The 16,341-nt window shown below is 64.4% G+C and carries 13 protein-coding genes; 9 read left to right on the plus strand and 4 right to left on the minus strand.

What is annotated here, in order from left to right:
- Positions 1-7: 7 nt before the first annotated feature.
- The 3 genes from AQZ59_RS03535 to AQZ59_RS03545 all read left to right on the plus strand — a co-directional run bounded on the left by AQZ59_RS03535 (position 8) and on the right by AQZ59_RS03545 (position 3,660).
- Positions 8-340 carry a DUF2516 family protein gene (locus AQZ59_RS03535; RefSeq protein WP_062613221.1) on the plus strand — a complete coding sequence of 111 codons (333 nt, stop codon included), beginning with the start codon at positions 8-10 and terminating at the stop codon, positions 338-340.
- Complete coding sequence (dtd, locus tag AQZ59_RS03540) at positions 340-789, plus strand: D-aminoacyl-tRNA deacylase (RefSeq protein WP_062613223.1); 450 nt, start codon at positions 340-342, stop codon at positions 787-789. The genes AQZ59_RS03535 and dtd overlap by 1 nt, the downstream gene beginning before the upstream one ends.
- Before the next feature lie 240 nt (positions 790-1,029).
- Positions 1,030-3,660: an ATP-dependent Clp protease ATP-binding subunit gene (locus AQZ59_RS03545; protein WP_062613225.1), complete on the plus strand. Its 2,631-nt coding sequence runs from the start codon at positions 1,030-1,032 to the stop codon at positions 3,658-3,660.
- A gap of 196 nt (positions 3,661-3,856) precedes the next feature.
- Here AQZ59_RS03545 and rbsK read toward each other — a convergent pair whose 3' ends face one another.
- The 4 genes from rbsK to AQZ59_RS03565 all read right to left on the minus strand — a co-directional run bounded on the left by rbsK (position 3,857) and on the right by AQZ59_RS03565 (position 8,345).
- Positions 3,857-4,756 (minus strand): ribokinase, encoded by a 900-nt coding sequence (gene rbsK / locus AQZ59_RS03550; RefSeq protein WP_062613227.1) that lies wholly within the window; start codon positions 4,754-4,756, stop codon positions 3,857-3,859.
- Positions 4,756-5,772 carry an aldose 1-epimerase family protein gene (locus tag AQZ59_RS03555; protein WP_062613229.1) on the minus strand — a complete coding sequence of 339 codons (1,017 nt, stop codon included), beginning with the start codon at positions 5,770-5,772 and terminating at the stop codon, positions 4,756-4,758. Before AQZ59_RS03555 ends, rbsK begins: the two co-directional genes overlap by 1 nt.
- Positions 5,773-5,804: 32 nt before the next feature.
- Positions 5,805-7,166: an L-fucose:H+ symporter permease gene (fucP, locus tag AQZ59_RS03560; protein WP_062613230.1), complete on the minus strand. Its 1,362-nt coding sequence runs from the start codon at positions 7,164-7,166 to the stop codon at positions 5,805-5,807.
- Positions 7,167-7,391: 225 nt separating this feature from the next.
- Positions 7,392-8,345 (minus strand): sugar-binding transcriptional regulator, encoded by a 954-nt coding sequence (locus tag AQZ59_RS03565; protein ID WP_062613232.1) that lies wholly within the window; start codon positions 8,343-8,345, stop codon positions 7,392-7,394.
- Between the two features lie 349 nt (positions 8,346-8,694).
- On the opposite strand from AQZ59_RS03565, the gene AQZ59_RS03570 reads away from it, so the two are divergent.
- From AQZ59_RS03570 to AQZ59_RS03595, 6 genes are all read left to right on the plus strand, one after another.
- Positions 8,695-9,714: a hypothetical protein gene (locus AQZ59_RS03570; RefSeq protein ID WP_062613233.1), complete on the plus strand. Its 1,020-nt coding sequence runs from the start codon at positions 8,695-8,697 to the stop codon at positions 9,712-9,714.
- A 155-nt stretch (positions 9,715-9,869) separates the two neighbouring features.
- A complete protein-coding gene (locus AQZ59_RS03575) occupies positions 9,870-10,721 on the plus strand; it encodes an HAD-IIA family hydrolase (RefSeq protein ID WP_062613234.1) in 852 nt (283 codons plus the stop codon).
- A gap of 164 nt (positions 10,722-10,885) precedes the next feature.
- Entirely contained in the window at positions 10,886-12,469 is a 1,584-nt protein-coding gene (locus AQZ59_RS03580) for an FGGY-family carbohydrate kinase (RefSeq protein ID WP_082661124.1), read from the plus strand.
- A gap of 11 nt (positions 12,470-12,480) precedes the next feature.
- Positions 12,481-13,269: a DeoR/GlpR family DNA-binding transcription regulator gene (locus AQZ59_RS03585; RefSeq protein ID WP_062613236.1), complete on the plus strand. Its 789-nt coding sequence runs from the start codon at positions 12,481-12,483 to the stop codon at positions 13,267-13,269.
- Complete coding sequence (locus AQZ59_RS03590) at positions 13,262-14,629, plus strand: sn-glycerol-1-phosphate dehydrogenase (protein ID WP_082661125.1); 1,368 nt, start codon at positions 13,262-13,264, stop codon at positions 14,627-14,629. Before AQZ59_RS03585 ends, AQZ59_RS03590 begins: the two co-directional genes overlap by 8 nt.
- 49 nt (positions 14,630-14,678) lie before the next feature.
- Entirely contained in the window at positions 14,679-16,340 is a 1,662-nt protein-coding gene (locus AQZ59_RS03595) for a ribulokinase (RefSeq protein ID WP_062613238.1), read from the plus strand.
- Position 16,341 lies beyond the last annotated feature (1 nt).

Below are 16,341 nucleotides of genomic sequence, written 5' to 3' on the forward strand. Positions count from 1 at the left end.
TAGACCCATGGGACAGATCAACTACACCTTCTACATCCTTTTGAACGTGGTCCTGCCGGTGGCGGTGACGGGCGTGTTCGTGTGGGCCTTCATTGACGCGGTGGCCCGCCCGCCCCGCCAATTCGCGCTTGCCTCCCAGTCGAAGAACTTCTGGCTGGCCATGCTCGGCGGTGGGACGCTCGCCTACGCGGCGATGAGCTTCCTCCATATCTATCTGCCGCTGGCCGGCTTCATCCGCCTGGCCCTGTTCATCGCCGTGGTCTACTACCTCGGCCCGGAGCGCTCGAAGATGGGCCCGGGGGCCGGGCGCGGCCGCGGGCCCCAGAGGGGGAGTTGGTAATGCGCGCGGTCATCCAGCGCGTCAAGCGGGCTTCGGTCACGATCGAGGGCCAGGTGGTGGGCCAGATCGGCCCGGGCCTGTGCGTGCTCGTGGGCGTCACTCACGGTGACGGCCCGGCCCAGATCGAGAAGACCGCCCGAAAGATCGCCCAGCTCAAGCTCTTGCGAGCCCCCGATGGCAGTGACGACCCAGCCGCCCGCGTCAGCGCCGAGGAATCCGGCGCCCCTGTGCTACTGGTCTCACAGTTCACGCTCTATGCGGACGTACGCAAAGGCCGCAAACCCAGCTGGTCCCACGCGGCCGGAGGCGAGGTGGCCGAGCCGGTCTTCGACGCGGTGGTTGATGCTGTCCGAGGCTACGGGTTACACGTGGAGACCGGAGTGTTCGGCGCGATGATGGACGTCGAGCTGGTCAACGACGGCCCGTTCACCATCCTCGTGAAGGTTTAGGCGCCCGGCACCGCCGGGGGTGGCCGTTCGTGGGACGAGGTTCCCATAGGCCCGGCCGGCGGCGGGAGCCGCCCGCCGGGGAACCATACAGATTCCGGCTTTTCGCACAGGGCACAAGTCACGGGCTGTCTCACGCCTGTGGCGAAACGGCGAACGGGCGGGGCGGTGGCGTCGTTAAGGTAAATGAGGAATCGCGGGGAGATGCACGACCCCCGCGGAATTATTTGTAAGGAGTCCAACTTGTTTGAACGGTTTACGGACCGCGCTCGGCGGGTCATTGTGCTCGCTCAGGAGTCTGCGCGGAACCTCAAGCACAATTACCTCGGCACCGAGCACATCCTGCTGGGCCTCATCAAGGAAGGTGAGGGCGTGGCGGCCAAGGCGCTCGAGTCGCTGGGGATTACGTATGACGCCGTGCAGGAGCAGGTCATCGAGATCATTGGCGAGGGGCAGGAGCAGCCGTCGGGCCATATTCCGTTCACCCCGCGCGCCAAGAAGGTGCTCGAGTACGCCATGCGTGAGGGGCTCCAGCTCGGCCATTCCTACATTGGTACCGAGCACCTGCTGCTCGGCCTGTGCCGTGAGCAGGATGGCGTGGCCGCCCAGGTGCTGGTGAAGCTGGGTGCGGACCTGGGGCGGGTGCGCCAGCAGGTCACGCAGCTACTGTCTGGCTACCAGGGGAAGGAAGCCGTGGGCGTGGGAGGCGGCGGGCCGCGCGAGGGCCAGAAGGCCGGCTCCACGATCCTTGACCAGTACGGGCGCAACCTGACCCAGGCGGCGCGTGAGAACAAGCTTGACCCGGTGATTGGGCGCCACAATGAGACCCAGCGCGTGATGCAGGTGCTCTCCCGGCGCACGAAGAACAACCCCGTGCTCATCGGTGAACCCGGCGTGGGTAAGACCGCGGTGGTGGAGGGCCTGTCGCAGGCGATTGCAGCGGGCGACGTGCCGGAGACCTTGAAGGACAAGCAGCTCTACTCGCTGGACATGGGCTCGCTGGTGGCGGGTTCGCGCTACCGCGGTGACTTCGAGGAGCGGATGAAGAAGATCCTCAAGGAGATCAACACTCGCGGGGACATCATCTTGTTCATTGACGAGATCCACACGCTCGTGGGCGCGGGCGCAGCCGAGGGCGCGCTGGACGCGGCATCGTTGCTCAAGCCCATGATGGCGCGCGGCGAACTTCAGGTCATCGGTGCCACCACTCTGGATGAGTACCGCAAGTACATTGAGAAGGACGCGGCGCTCGAGCGGCGCTTCCAGCCGATCCAGGTTGAGCAGCCGTCGGTGAAGGAGACCATCGCGATCCTCGAGGGCCTGCGCGACCGTTACGAGGCCTACCACCGCGTCACGATCACGGACGAGGCGCTCGAGGCGGCCGCCACGCTCGCGGACCGTTACATCAATGACCGCTTCCTGCCGGACAAGGCGATCGACCTGATCGACGAGGCGGGCGCGCGCCTAGCGATCCGCAAGATGACCGCGCCGCCCGAGCTGCGCGAGCTGGACGAGGAGATCGGCGAAGTCAAGCGCGCGAAGGAGGCCGCGATCGACGGCCAGGACTTCGAGAAGGCCGCCGCCCTGCGTGACCAGGAGCAGCAGCTTTCTGCCAAGCGCGCCGAGCGTGAGAAGGCGTGGAAGGAGGGCGACCTCGACGTCGTGTCGGTGGTGGACGAGGACCTCATCACCGAGGTGCTGTCCATGGCCACGGGCATCCCCGTGTTCAAGCTGACCGAGGCCGAGTCCGCCAAGCTGCTGCGCATGGAGGACGAGCTACACAAGCGTGTCATCGGCCAGGATGAGGCGGTCACGGCGCTGTCGCAGGCGATCCGCCGCACGCGCGCCGGCCTCAAGGACCCGAACCGTCCCGGCGGCTCGTTCATCTTCGCTGGCCCCACCGGCGTGGGTAAGACGGAGCTGGCGAAGGCGCTCGCGGAGTTCCTGTTCGGGGACGAGGATTCGCTCATCACGCTCGACATGTCGGAGTACTCCGAGAAGCACACGGTGTCGCGCCTGTTCGGTGCGCCCCCGGGATACGTGGGCTACGAGGAGGGCGGCCAGCTGACGGAGAAGGTGCGCCGCAAGCCGTTCTCCGTGGTGCTGTTCGACGAGGTGGAGAAGGCCCACCAGGACCTCTTCAACTCCCTGCTCCAGATTCTGGAGGAGGGGCGCCTGTCCGACTCGCAGGGCCGGGTGGTGGACTTCAAGAACACCGTTATCATCATGACCACCAACCTCGGCACGAAGGACATCGCCAAGGGAGTGCAGACCGGCTTCCAGTTCGACGCCGACACCCAGACCTCGTACGAGCGTATGAAAGGCCGCGTGTCGGAGGAGCTGAAGAACCACTTCCGGCCGGAGTTCTTGAATCGTGTGGACGACATCATTGTGTTCCCGCAGCTGCAGAAGCACGAGATCCTGCAGATCGTGGACCTCATGATCGCCAAGCTCGGTGCCCGCCTGTGGGACCAGGGTATGTCGATCGTCCTGACGGACGCGGCGAAGGACCTGCTGGCCGACCAGGGCTACGACCCGGTGCTTGGCGCCCGCCCGCTACGCCGCGCCATCCAGCGCGGGATCGAGGACATGCTCTCGGAGAAGTTGCTGTTCGGCGAGTTCACCAAGGGCCAGACCATCGTGGTGGATGTGGATCACGACGCCGTCCCGAAGACCTTCACGTTCACCGGGCACGACTCGGACTACCAGCTACCGCAGGGTGTAAAGCCGGCCGCGGAGTCCGAGCAGATCGACGGGCTGGCGCAGGCCACGTCGCTGGTGCCGGAGGGTGAGGACTCCGGCGCGGGTGCGAGTGCCTCGGGCAGCGAGCAGCCTGCCGGCGAGGACGCTTCCCCGCGCGTCGGACAGGAGTAGTTGGCTTACCCGGACCAAGCGCACGAGGGCGGCCCCGCGATGATCGCGGGGCCGCCCTCGTGCGCTTGGCTACGTGTAGCTTCCTATTTGTAACGCTAATTCCCGATGTGCAACACCAATTAAACGCTTATTGCCGTTGCATATTGCGGATTGGTGTTGCACATGCGCCCAGGGGCTGCGGCGTCCAAGCGGCGGGTTAGCCGGCGAACTCCTCGGCGGTGGCGTAGGAGGTCTGCGTGCCCTTGCGGGTCACGGAGTCGGAGGCGTAGCGGATCGCGGTCTGGATCGCGGACTCCACGTCTCCATTGGCAACCAGCTCGTGGGAGAAGCACCCGATGAAGGCATCTCCAGCCCCGGTGGTGTCCACGGCGTCAACCTTCGGCGCTTCGAAAAGCCGCGCCCCGGCGTCGTTGACCCACAGCGCGCCCTTGGAGCCGAGCGTAACGATGACGTCGTGGATGCCCGCGTCGAGGAGGGCGTGGGCGGCGTTTTCGATGTCGGCGAGCGTGTCTACCGGCATGCCCGTCAGCAGTGACAGCTCGCTTTCGTTCGGCACAAAGTACGTGCAGTCCTTGACCTTCTCCAGCTCGAGGTCCGGCTGGGCGGGCGCCGGGTTGACCAGCACCGGGATGCCGTGCTCCTTGCCGAACTGGATCGCGGCGTAGACCGTCTCGAGCGGGATCTCCAGCTGCAACACGATGAGGTGGCAAGCGGAAATCTTGTGGGCGGCGTCGTCGATGTCGGCTGGGGAGAGGTGGCCGTTGGCGCCCTTGACGATGATGATCGAGTTGTGCGACTGCGGGTCCACAAAGATCGGCGCCACGCCCGAGGTGGTGTCGGTGCGGAGGACGAACTCGGTGTCGATACCGTTGCGGCGGAAGTTGTCGATCGTGTTGTCGGCGAAGACGTCGTTGCCCACGCGCGTCAGCATGAACACCTCCGAGCCGAGGCGTGCCGCGGCCACCGCCTGGTTCGCGCCCTTGCCGCCACAGCCGATGGCGAAACTGGGCGCCTCCACCGTTTCGCCCTCGCCGGGCATGCGGTCGATATACGAGATGAGGTCGACCATGTTGGATCCGATAACTGCAATGTCCATTAGTTGCGTACTCCTGTCTTCACCGTGAACTTCTTTGTTTCGCCTGCGTTGAGCATGATGAGCATGCCGCACTTCTCGGCCGCGTTGTACCCCTCAGGCCGCGATGTGCCGGGAAGTACGAAGGCTGCGACCTGTTGATCAGCATTATAGAGAAGCCACCGTGTCGCCACGGGGAAATCCTTCGAGGAGAACTCGACGAAGAAGGCGTGCCCCTCCGGACTCCTCAGCGTGAATTCGAGGTCGTCGCCGTAGGAGGGGAGGTCGTCGGCGAAGTAGACGATCTCCGGGTCGAACTCCTTGGCGCTATCCAGGGAGTCGGCGTCGATCTTGCCCTCGAGGATCTGCTCGTTGATCTCGGTCCACCGCGGGGTGGGGGTGACGTGCGCGGGGACGGAACGGCGTAGCTGGAACGCGCCCTCGGGCAGAGACTGACTCATCATGCCGCCCTCGACGAAGGCGTAGTTCATGTGGCACATGTACTGCAACGGCATGGGCTGGTACTCGCTGAGGTTCGTCACGGACAGGGCGATCTCGAAGTCGGATGCGCCGGCTTCGAGCCGCACCGACGGCGTCGCGCGATAGTGATGCCCGAAACCGCGCACATACTCGCGCATCGAGACCACGCGGATCGCGTCGTCGTCAATCTCCAACCAGGCCTCCTGCATGGGGGCGCAGGGGAACTCGCCGTGGAGCGGGTGGTCGTCGTCGGGAGCGGGGCAACCCGCCGCGAGGAGGCCGGAGTGGAAGGCGAAACAACCGTAGGTGTCCGAAATCTCGGTGGCGGGCCGCGGCTCGGAGAACATGTTCTTCATGCGCAGGCTGTGGCCGTCGAAGGCGGCGTCCCAGATGATCTGGCCCATGAAGGGCAGGACCTCGACATAGCCGCGCTCGTTCGCGATCGTCAACGATGCGATGCCACTGGGGTAACGCTTGGTCGTCGCGCGCAGGTCGCCCGAGTCGATGATGGTTTGTGGGGCGGGCTCGAAAAGAGTCTCACGAAGGGGAAGGGTGTACATATTTCCTCGAATTCTGTGGTGGTAGGAGATGGTTAGGCGACGTCCGACGACGCCGACACGCGCCGCTGCCACGCGAAGTACAGGAAGACGACGGCGAAGCACACGAGCGAGACGACGAAGGCGGTCTGCATCGAGCCGGTCGAATCGGAGACGAAGCCCTGAATCACGGGGATGACAGCGCCGCCCACGATCGACATGACGATCACGGCACCGCCGGTCTCGGTGTGGCGCTTGTCCTTGATCGAATCTAGGCTGCGGGCGTAAATGGTTGCCCAGCACGGACCGAAGAGCCCCGAGGTGAGGATCGCGAAGTACACCGCCACGATCGACGGGATGAGGATGACGCCGAGCAGGGCGGCGCAGCCGGCGGCGGCGTAACCCATCAGCACCAGGTTCTCGTCGTACTTCGTCATGAGCACGTTGGCGATCACCTTGCCCAAGAAGAACGCGATGAACGCTGCCACCATGTAGTTGGAGGCGGACCGCTCGTTGAGGTTCGGATCGAGGTTGAGGGCGAGACGAATCGTGAAGGACCACACCGCGGTCTGCATGCCGACGTACATGAACTGGGTGAAGATGCCACGGCGGAACATCGTGTTGCCGGCAAGGTAGCGCAGGGTCTCGCCGATCGATGCCTTCACCTCATGGCCGGCCACGAGCGGCTTAGCGTGTGGCATCTGGGTCAGCGCCACGAGGATCAGCAGGATTGCGAGAACGATGATGATGAATCGGTAGGGGCCGAGCGTGCGCTGGAGCATCTGCTCAGCGAGCTCGCGCTGGGCATCGGTGCCGAGGCTGCCGAACTGCTTGTGGAGGGCCTCGCCCTCGGTGAAGACCAGGTACTTGCCGAGCAGGATGCCGAAGATCGAGCCGAGCGGGTAGAAGGTCTGCGAGATATTGAGGCGGAGGGTGGCCAGGCGGCGCGGCCCGAGCATGGAGGAGTACGTGTTGCACGACGTCTCCAGGAAGGACAGGCCGGTCGCGATCGCAAACAGTGCCGCGAGGAATACCGAATACGTGGCCATGTGCGAGGCGGGGAAGAACATCGTGCACCCGATGATGTAGAAGCACAGGCCGATGAGGATGCCGCTCTTGTAGCTCCACTTGCGGATGATGCGCGACGCCGGAATCGCCAGGAGGAAGTAGCCGCCGTAGAAGGCGGACTGGACGAAGGCGGAGGCGAAGTCCGACAGGGTGAAGATGGTCTTGAACTGGGTGATGAGGATGTCGTTGAGGCTTGCGGCCGCGCCCCACATGGGGAAGCAGATTGAAACCAGGATGTATTGGAACATGGGTGTTTTGGACAGGTACCCGTCGGGCATTTGTCGTGAGGTGTCCTTGATGACACCGAAGGAGGTGTTCTTCTTCCCGATGACGTCGTTGTCGATACTCATGTCTTCTTCCTTGATGACGAGTAGTGTGTGACTTTGCCATGACGGCTATCACGTTGCGGTGCATTGAGAATAAGACGGCGCAAGGTACCTGGGAAGGGGGCGGAGGAACGAATGTTCGCGCCGCAAAACGTTGCTAGAAAGCCGAAAAGTGGCAGTTTTGAGCGGGTGTAAAGCGGCGATTTGGATCAAATGAGGCGAAGTGGAACATTTGTTCCGCACGGGCTTTTAGCCTTGTCGCATGTGAAGAATTGCCGTGGCAGTCGTGTAATCGAGCACGACCCGGTTCGCGTACCCGTTCTCAAGGCAGGCGAGGATGGCGTGCATCTTGTCTCCTCCTCCAGCGATGAGGAGCTTCTGGTCCTTGGTGCGCAGGTCGGGTAGGGAGATCCCGATCGTCTTGTTGTTGATGTCGGGCAGGCAGATGCGCCCGTGCTTGTCGACAAAACGCCCGCAGATGTCGCCCACTGCGCGCCGGCCGAGCACGTCGACGTCGTGCGCGGAGAGTGTCATCTTAGGCAGGGTGGGGAGGCTGGCCCCGACTCTCCCGACCGTGAAGATCGCGATCCTCGCCCGCGCGCCGAACGCCAGAATCGGGCGGACGTGGTCTTCTTGGGCGAGGCGGTTCCTCATCGACACCGACTGGACGAACGCGGGAACGGGCAGCGTGTGGCAATGCGCGCCGAGCGAGCCGGCGAACGTGGCGACGACGCGCTGGTTTTCATCCCCACCCAAGAAACCGCCGGCGAGTTGGACGACCGTCAGATTCTGGCGGCGCGAGACCTCCAGGTGCTCGGCCACGGCACGCATGGTTCGGGACGGGGCGACGCCGATGATGTCGCCGTCGCGCACCATCTCGCCGATGGTGCGGGCGGCGGCTGCCGCAAGGGAGTTGCGCAACGAATCCTGGGTGGGAAGTGGGGGTGAGACGAGCACGACGTCGATCAGCCCATAGCGTTGCTTGAGCTTGGTGATGACGTCCTTGCTTTGGTCGCGCGGATCGATGACGCTGATGCGGATGAAACCCTGCCGCTGTGCGTAGGCGAGCATTTTTGATACGGTGGGCCGCGAAATGTGCAGGTCGCTGGCCACCTCGGCCTGGGTCTTCCCCGAGTAGTAGAGCTTGGCGGCGTTGATCGCGAGGATGTCGCGTTCGGTCAGCTCTTCGGGTGTGTTAGGCATGCTTCATTATAGGGCGCGCCCTGGTTGGCGCTAGTGGCGTGCCGACGACGCCGTCGCCCGGCTCGCGCCCGTTCGTCCCGCGCCCGCCCGGCCCGGCATCTCGGGCGCAGTGCGCCCCGTCACAGCACCTATGAGCAAATTGACGTCACCTATGTGAAAACAAACAAATCCGATGCTACTTTGGGCTTCAGATAGTGAACTGGCCCGGCACAGCCTGGCCGAAACGTCGCCGTAGCACAACGGATGTGGTGCGGGGGCGGGTCAGGGATCTAGCTACGGATGATCGCCGGCCACGTTGGCTTGGCGTTCAGCTCACACACTCGTATATCACCTTGACAAAGGAGTCCACATGGAAATTGATATCTTCTGGCTGGTCGCCGCCTTTGGTGGTGGCGCATTTGGTGCAGCCATTGGAGGTCAGACGGCCTTTATCTTCACCGGTCTCATGTACCTGATCGGCCTCGGCGTGTACATGGCTGGTATGGATGCGAGCCCGTACATGGATTCTGTGGTGTTCGGCCCGGTCTTCGGCCCGCACATCGCATTCGCTGGTGGCGCCACGGCGGCCGCCTACGCCGCGTGGAAGGGCGCGATGCCGAAGGGGACGAACGGTAGAGATATCGTGACCCCGCTGGCGGGCCTGGGCCGTTCGGACATCCTCGTTGTCGGTGGTGTGACCGGCATGATCGGTTACATCCTGAACCTCGCCATCGCTCAAGTGCTGCCCACCCTTCGGACTGACCCGCTGCTGCACTACGGCAATGAGGCGCTCGGCTCCACTGACACGGTGGCTCTGACGATTATTATCATCGCGATTGTTACTCGTTTCGTCTTCGGTAAGACGGGCATTTTCAACAAGGTCAACGGCCTTGGCCTGCTCGAGGTTGGCGAGGGCAAGCACTGGGTGGAGCACCAGGAGAAGTGGTCGGTGACGGCCACTCACGGTCTGACCTCCGGTCTGCTGTCGGCGTTCGGCACGCTCGTGGTTGTCCAGCACTTCTTCGAGGTGTCGGGTGGCGCGATCGCGAACCACGCTCAGCTGCTCGGCTGGGCGATCTCGGCTGTCACGCTCATTTTCCTCACCTGTGGTCTGCCCACGCCGGTGACCCACCACATGACGATCCTGGCCTCGATCGCGGCGCTGCGCTTCATGCCGATCATTGCTGGCACGTCGGATCCGGCGATGTGGACCGCGGGTAACCTCGCGCTGGCCTGCATCATCGGTGGCATCTTCGGCATCCTCGGTGGTCTGCTGGGTGAGCTCCTCGCTCGTATGACGAACTCGAACGGCGACACCCACATCGATCCCCCGGCCTTCGCCATCTGGATCGGTACCACCCTCATCCACGTCACCGCTGTCATCATGTAGCGTGTGCTCCCGCCCGGCTTTCGGGCCGGGCGGGAGGGCACTGCCCCACGACGCCGTCGCCCCGGCACCCGCCCAGCACGGCAACTCTCGTCCCCAACGGCCACCTGGACACTTGGCCACCAACCCCCACCGCCACTTTTCGAACAGGGATTTTCATGCAGTACTCTTCTCCGACCAAGCTCTATGACGCCTATGTCTTTGACCAGGACGGCACGATTTACCTCGGCGACCACCTGCTACCGGGCGCGAAGCGCCTGATCGAGGGCCTGCGCAAGCTGGGCAAGCCGGTGCGTTTCCTGTCGAATAATCCCACGAAGGATCCGCAGGATTACGTGGAGAAGTTGGAGCGGCTGGGGATTCCCGCGCCCTTGAGCGAGATCGCGAACACGGTGGTGACCACCACCCGTTGGCTCAAGGCTCACTATCCGGACGCCACGGTCTTCCCGATTTCGGAGGAGCCGCTGAAGAAGGCGCTGCGTGAGGCCGGCATCAAGATGAGTGAGAACCCGGAGGAGATCGACATCGTGATCGCCTCCTACGATCGCACCTTCGATTACCGCAAGCTTCAGATCGCGTTTGACGCGATCTGGTTCCACAAGCGGGCTTTCCTTATTACGACGAACCCGGATCGTTACTGCCCGTTCCCCGGCGGGCGTGGCGAGCCGGATGCGGCCTCCATCGTGGCGGCCATTGAGGCCTGCACGGGAACGAAACTCAAGGCCAATATGGGAAAGCCGGAGCCGGCGATGCTCGAGGCGGCTCTCGGGGATCTGGATGTAGATCCCGCCAACTGCATGATGGTGGGCGACCGTCTTCACACCGACATCGGTATGGCGGTCAACACCGGGATGGCCTCCGCCCTGCTGCTGACGGGTGATAGCACGGCCGAGGAGGCCGAGGCGCTTGACCCGGCCCACCAGCCCACCTACGTCCTGGACCGCATTGATCACCTCATCCCCGACGATATCCGCGCCCAGTGGGGGTGGTCCGATTCGGATGAAGATTAACGCTTGCGCCTGACGGGTGCCCGACGACGACGTCGTTCCGGCTCGCGCTCGCATCCCCGGCCCGCCGCCTGTGAGCGGCTCGCCCGCCGAACCCGCAACCTAGCTTGCTCCGCCCCAAGACGGCGCACCAACAGTTACCAATCATTTAACTCAAGGAAGAGAAGATGTCTACAGCAGCAGTCAACCGCTACACCATGGGCCCCTACCTCATGGGTATTGATTTCGGTACGGAGTCGTGTCGCGTTGGTATTTTTGACACGGTCGGTTCGCCGGTGGCGTTCGCGGCCACCCCGTACACCACCACCCACCCGCACCCGGGGTGGGCGGAGCAGAGCCCGGATGACTGGTGGCAGGCGCTGATCGCCTCCACGCACCGCGTGATGGCTCGCGCGGGCATTGAGCCGCCGGAGATCGCGGGTATTTCGTATGATGCGACCACGATGACCGTGGTGCCGATGGACCAAAACGGCGAGGCGCTGCGTAACGCGATCATGTGGATGGACGTGCGCGCCACGGAGCAGGCGGCCCGCGTGGCCGAATCGGATTCGCCGGTCACCCGCTACACGGGCGGTGGCACTCTGCCGCCCACGGCCGAGTGGTACCCGTTCAAGGCGGCGTGGCTGCGCGAGAACGAGCCGGACATTTACAAGCGCGCCTACAAGCTGCTGGATGCCCCGGACTGGCTGACCTACCAGCTGACCGGCCAGTGGACCCAGAACATCAACACCGCAGCACACCGCGCCTACTACGACCGTGACAATGGTGGCTGGCCGGTGGACCTGTACGAGCAGGCCGGCGCAGGCGACGTCTTCGACAAGCTGCCCGAGCGCGTGGTGGACCTCGGCGTGCCGCTGGGCGGCCTGACCAAGCGCGCGGCGGAGGCCCTTGGCCTCATCCCGGGCACCCCGGTGGCCCAGGGTGGCGGCGACGCCTGGCACGGCCAGATCGGCCTCAACGTGCTCTCCCCGGGCAAGATGTCGCTGGTGACGGGCTCGTCCCACGTCATGTCCGGCCAGGCTGTGGAGCCGGTGTCCGGCCCGGGCTTCTTCGGAGGATACACGGACGGTGTCGTGCCCGGTCAGTACACGGTGGAGACGTCGCTGACGTCGTCGGGATCGGTGCTGAAGTGGTTTAAGGACCAGTTCTGCCAGGACATCGAGAAGGCGGCCAACGAGATCGGCATCGGCGCCTACGACGTGATGAATACCCGTTCGAAGGATATCCCGATCGGTTGCGAGGGCCTCATCATCAACGAGTACTTCCAGGGAAACCGCACCCCGTGGTCGGACGCGAAGGCGCGCGGTGTGTTCACCGGCCTGTCGCTGTCCCACACCCGCGAGCACGTCTACCGAGCCATCCAGGAGGCGGTGTGCTACGGCGTCGAAGCGTCGATGCGTAAGCTGCGCGAGGCGGGCTTCGAGGTCCAGGAGTTCGTGGCCTGCGGTGGAGCTACGAAGTCGCGTGAGTGGACTCAGATGCACGCCGACGTCACGGGCGTGCCGATCACGCTCACGGAGGTCGGCGACGCCGTCACACTCGGCTCGTGCATCCTCGCCGCTTCCGGCGCGGGCCTGTACGACTCGGTGCAGGACGCCGCGAACCACATGGTTCACGAGCGTGAGCGCATCGAGCCGAACATGAACCGCCACGAGGAGTACAAGTTCTTCGCGGACAAGTACATCGAGCAGTACGCGGTCAACCAGGAGCACATCCACACGGTGGTTGACTACGTGGCCGGACAGCGCTGAGAGATCTGATCATGGCGAAGGCGACCCAGGAGGAGCGGCAGGCTCGCATTGTCGAGTTGATCATCGACCATGGCTCGCTGCGGGTCGATGACCTGGCCGACCTCTTCGGCGTCTCCGTCATGACCCTCTACCGCGATCTTGCGGCCCTCGAGGCCCACCAGGTCATTGCGCGCCACCGCGGCACGGTCTCCTTGCTGGTGTCCTCCATTTCGGAGGCGCCGTTCGCCTTCCGTCTCTACCAGGAGACGGAGGCGAAGGAGGCCGTGGCGCGGGAGGCGGCGCGGCTGGTCTCGCGGTACTCGTCGATTTTCGTGGACGATTCGTCCACGGCTTACCTGGCGCTTGACCACATCGGCGTTCCCGAGTCGAAGGCGTTCATCACGAACGCCTCACCCGCGGCGATCAAGATCGGGGCGGGCGAGCACCAGTCGCTGACCATGCTGGGCGGCCTGTTCGACCGGGCCCTGGATGCCTACTTCGGGCCGACCACGAACCGGCAGGTGGGCGAGCTCGCCTTCGAGACGGCGCTGATCGGCGCGGCGTCGGTCAAGGATGGCTCGATCTACCACCCCTTCAGCGAGGCGGCCCTGTTCAAGCGCGAGGTCATCGCCCGCACCGAGGTGCCGATCCTCGCGATCACCGCAGACAAGCTGAGCCGCGTGGCACTCCACCGGCTCGCTGACCTGTCAGATTTTTCGTACCTGATCATTGATGACACCGTCACGGACCAGGACCTGAACTACTTACATACGCTTACCAATGTCATTGTTGCCAACAAGGAAGGGAAGGACAATGTCTGAGCTCATTAACAAGGCACTGAAGACTGCCACCGAAACGAAGGACATCATCTTCGGTGATGATGTGAACAAGGAGGCCGGTGCCCTGTTTGCGCGCCTCTACCCGGACCAGAAGGTGCTGGTGGTGGCAGACGAGAACACCTACGGCGCAGTCGGCGACACGGTGGTGGCCTCGCTGCGTGAGGCCGGGGTGGAGTTCGCGGACGAGCCCTACATTTTCCCCGGCACCCCCACCCTGTATGGCGACTACGTCAACGTTTCCAAGCTGCGCGAGGTAATCCGCCCGTACGAGAACACGGTGGTCATGTCGCTCGGTGCGGGCACGCTCAACGACATCGCGAAGCTGGCCTCGGGCGAGCTCGGGCGCGAGTACATCAACGTGTGTACCGCGGCGTCGGTGGATGGTTTTTGCTCGTTCGGCGCGTCGATCTCGAAGGACGGCTTCAAGATCACGCGTAACTGCCCGGCCCCCGCGGGCCTGGTGATGGACATTCAGACGATGATGGAGGCCCCCTACCGCCTCACCGCCACCGGCTATGGCGACCTCATTGAGAAGATTCCAGCGGGCGCGGACTGGATCCTGTCCGACGAGCTGGGCATCGAGCCGATCGATGACTACGTGTGGAGCCTGGTGCAGGGCCCGCTCATGGATTCGCTCGGCGACCCGGAGGCCGTGCGCAACTGTGAGCACGACGCGATCGCCAAGCTCGGCGAGGGCCAGGTCATGTCTGGGCTTGCCATGCAGGCACACCAGTCTTCCCGCCCGGCGTCGGGCGCGGGCCACCAGTTCTCCCACGTGTGGGAAATGGAGGGTCACGGCCTGGATTGGGAGCCGCCGCTCAGCCACGGCAACAAGGTGGGCGTGGGCACGGTGGCCTCGCTCGCGATCTGGGAGGAGTTCTTGAAGCTGACGGAGGCTGACTTCGACGCCGAGCGCGCCGTGGCCGCGATGAAGACCCCCGAGGAGGTGGAGGCGAACGTGCGCGCCACGCTCATCCCTACCATCGCCGAGGAGGCGGTCAAGCACTCGGTGGGCAAGCTCTTGCCCGAGGATCAGCTGCGTGAGCGCATCGCGCTGCTGAAGGAAAAGTGGCCCACGATCAAGGCGCGCTGCGAGGCTCAGATCATCCCGGCCCAGCAGGCGTGGGACATGCTGAAGACCGCGGGCGCCCCCTACCACCCGGAGATGCTGAAGATCGATTGGGATCGCTTCCGCGAGACCCACTACAAGGCCCAGATGATCCGTCCACGCTACACGGTGCTCGACGTGCTCATGGACCTCGGCCTCTACGACGACGTCGTGGCCCGGCTCTTCTCACCCGAGGGCTTCTGGGGCCGTCACCCGCACCCGGACGCCGAATAGTCGGCGCCAACGCAAGAAGTAGACACGAACAACGCAAAGGAGCGTCAACATGTCAGAAAAGTATTTGGTCGGCGTTGACTTCGGTACGCTGTCGGGCCGCGCGATCGTGGTGCGCGCCTCCGACGGCGTCCAGGTGGGCACGTCGGTCAGCCACTACAAGCACGCGGTCATGGACCGCACCCTCGATGCGGGCGACGGCCAGAAGCTGCCCCCGGAGTTCGCTCTGCAAAACCCGGGCGACTACGTGGACGTGCTCACGGATGCCATTCCGGGCGCGATCAAGGACGCGGGGATTGACCCGGCCGACGTCGTCGGTGTGGGCATCGATGCCACCTCGGCCACGGTGTTTGTCACGGACGCTGAGGGCACCCCGCTGTGCGAGAAGGAAGAGTTCAAGAACAACCCGCACGCCTACGTCAAGCTGTGGAAGCACCACGGCGGGCAGGACCAGGCCGACCGCATCATTGCGCTCGCCGAGGAGCGCGGGGAGGAGTGGCTGGAGCGCTACGGCGGCATCCTGTCTTCCGAAATGCTCTTCCCGAAGATCCTGGAGACGTACGAGAAGGCGCCGGAGGTGTATGCGGCGGCGGACGTCGTCGTGAACCTGCTGGACTGGATCACGTGGAAGCTGACGGGCGAGCTGACGTTCGCGGCTTCCGATTCGGGCTACAAGCGGATGCTGACGGACGGGGAGTACCCGAGCCGAGAATTCTGTGAGGCGCTCGCACCGGGGTTTGGCCCGGTGTTCGAGGAGAAGATGAACGCGCCGATCAAGCAGTTGGGCGAGAAGGTGGGCGACCTGTCGGCTGAGGCTGCCAAGCTCACCGGGCTGCCGGAAGGCATCGCGGTGGCTTCGGGCAATATTGACGCCCACGTCGTCGTGGCCGGCGCTAACGCGGTCAAGCCGGGGCAGATGACGGCGATCATCGGCACGTCGGGCTGCTACGTCATCAACAGCGAAGGCTACAAGCCGGTTCCCGGCGTGTTCGGCAACGTTGAGGGCGGCGCGGTCCCGGGCCTGTGGGGCATCGAGGGCGGGCAGACCGCCGTGGGCGACGTCTTCGCCTGGTTCGAGGATAACGCCGTGCCCGAGCGCTACGAGCAGGCCGCCCGCGAGGAGGGCATCTCGGTGCTCGAATACATGATGCACCGCGCGTTCGCGATGGAGATCGGCGAGCACGGCCTCATCGCCCTCGACTGGCTCAACGGCAACCGCTCGATCCTGTCCGACGCGCGCCTGTCCGGCTCGATCATCGGCATCACGCTGCAGACCCGCCCGGAGGACATCTACCGCGCCCTCATGGAGGCCACAGTGTTCGGCATCCGCGTGATCGTGGACAACTTCGAAGAGCACGGCGTACCGGTCACGGAGATCGTGGCCGCCGGCGGCCTGCTCAAGAACCACCACTTCATGCAGATGCTCGCCGACATCACGCGCCGCCCCGTCTCCGTCTCCGACGCGGAACAGACGGGCGCGCTCGGCTCGGCGATCTTCGCGGCGGTCGCGGCCGGCGTGTACGACGACGTCTACGCGGCAGCCACGACCATGTCCCACGTGACCGAACACAAGTACGTGCCGAACGAGGACGCCTCCGATAAGTACGAGGAGCTCTACGGCATCTACCGCGAGCTGCATGACTTCTTCGGCCGGGGCGAGAACCAGATCATGCACCGCCTGAAGGACATCCGCGCCCGGGCGTTCGGAGAGTGAC

Origin of the sequence: Trueperella bernardiae (assembly GCF_001469025.1) — a bacterium.
GTDB classification, from domain to species: Bacteria; Actinomycetota; Actinomycetes; order Actinomycetales; family Actinomycetaceae; genus Trueperella; species Trueperella bernardiae.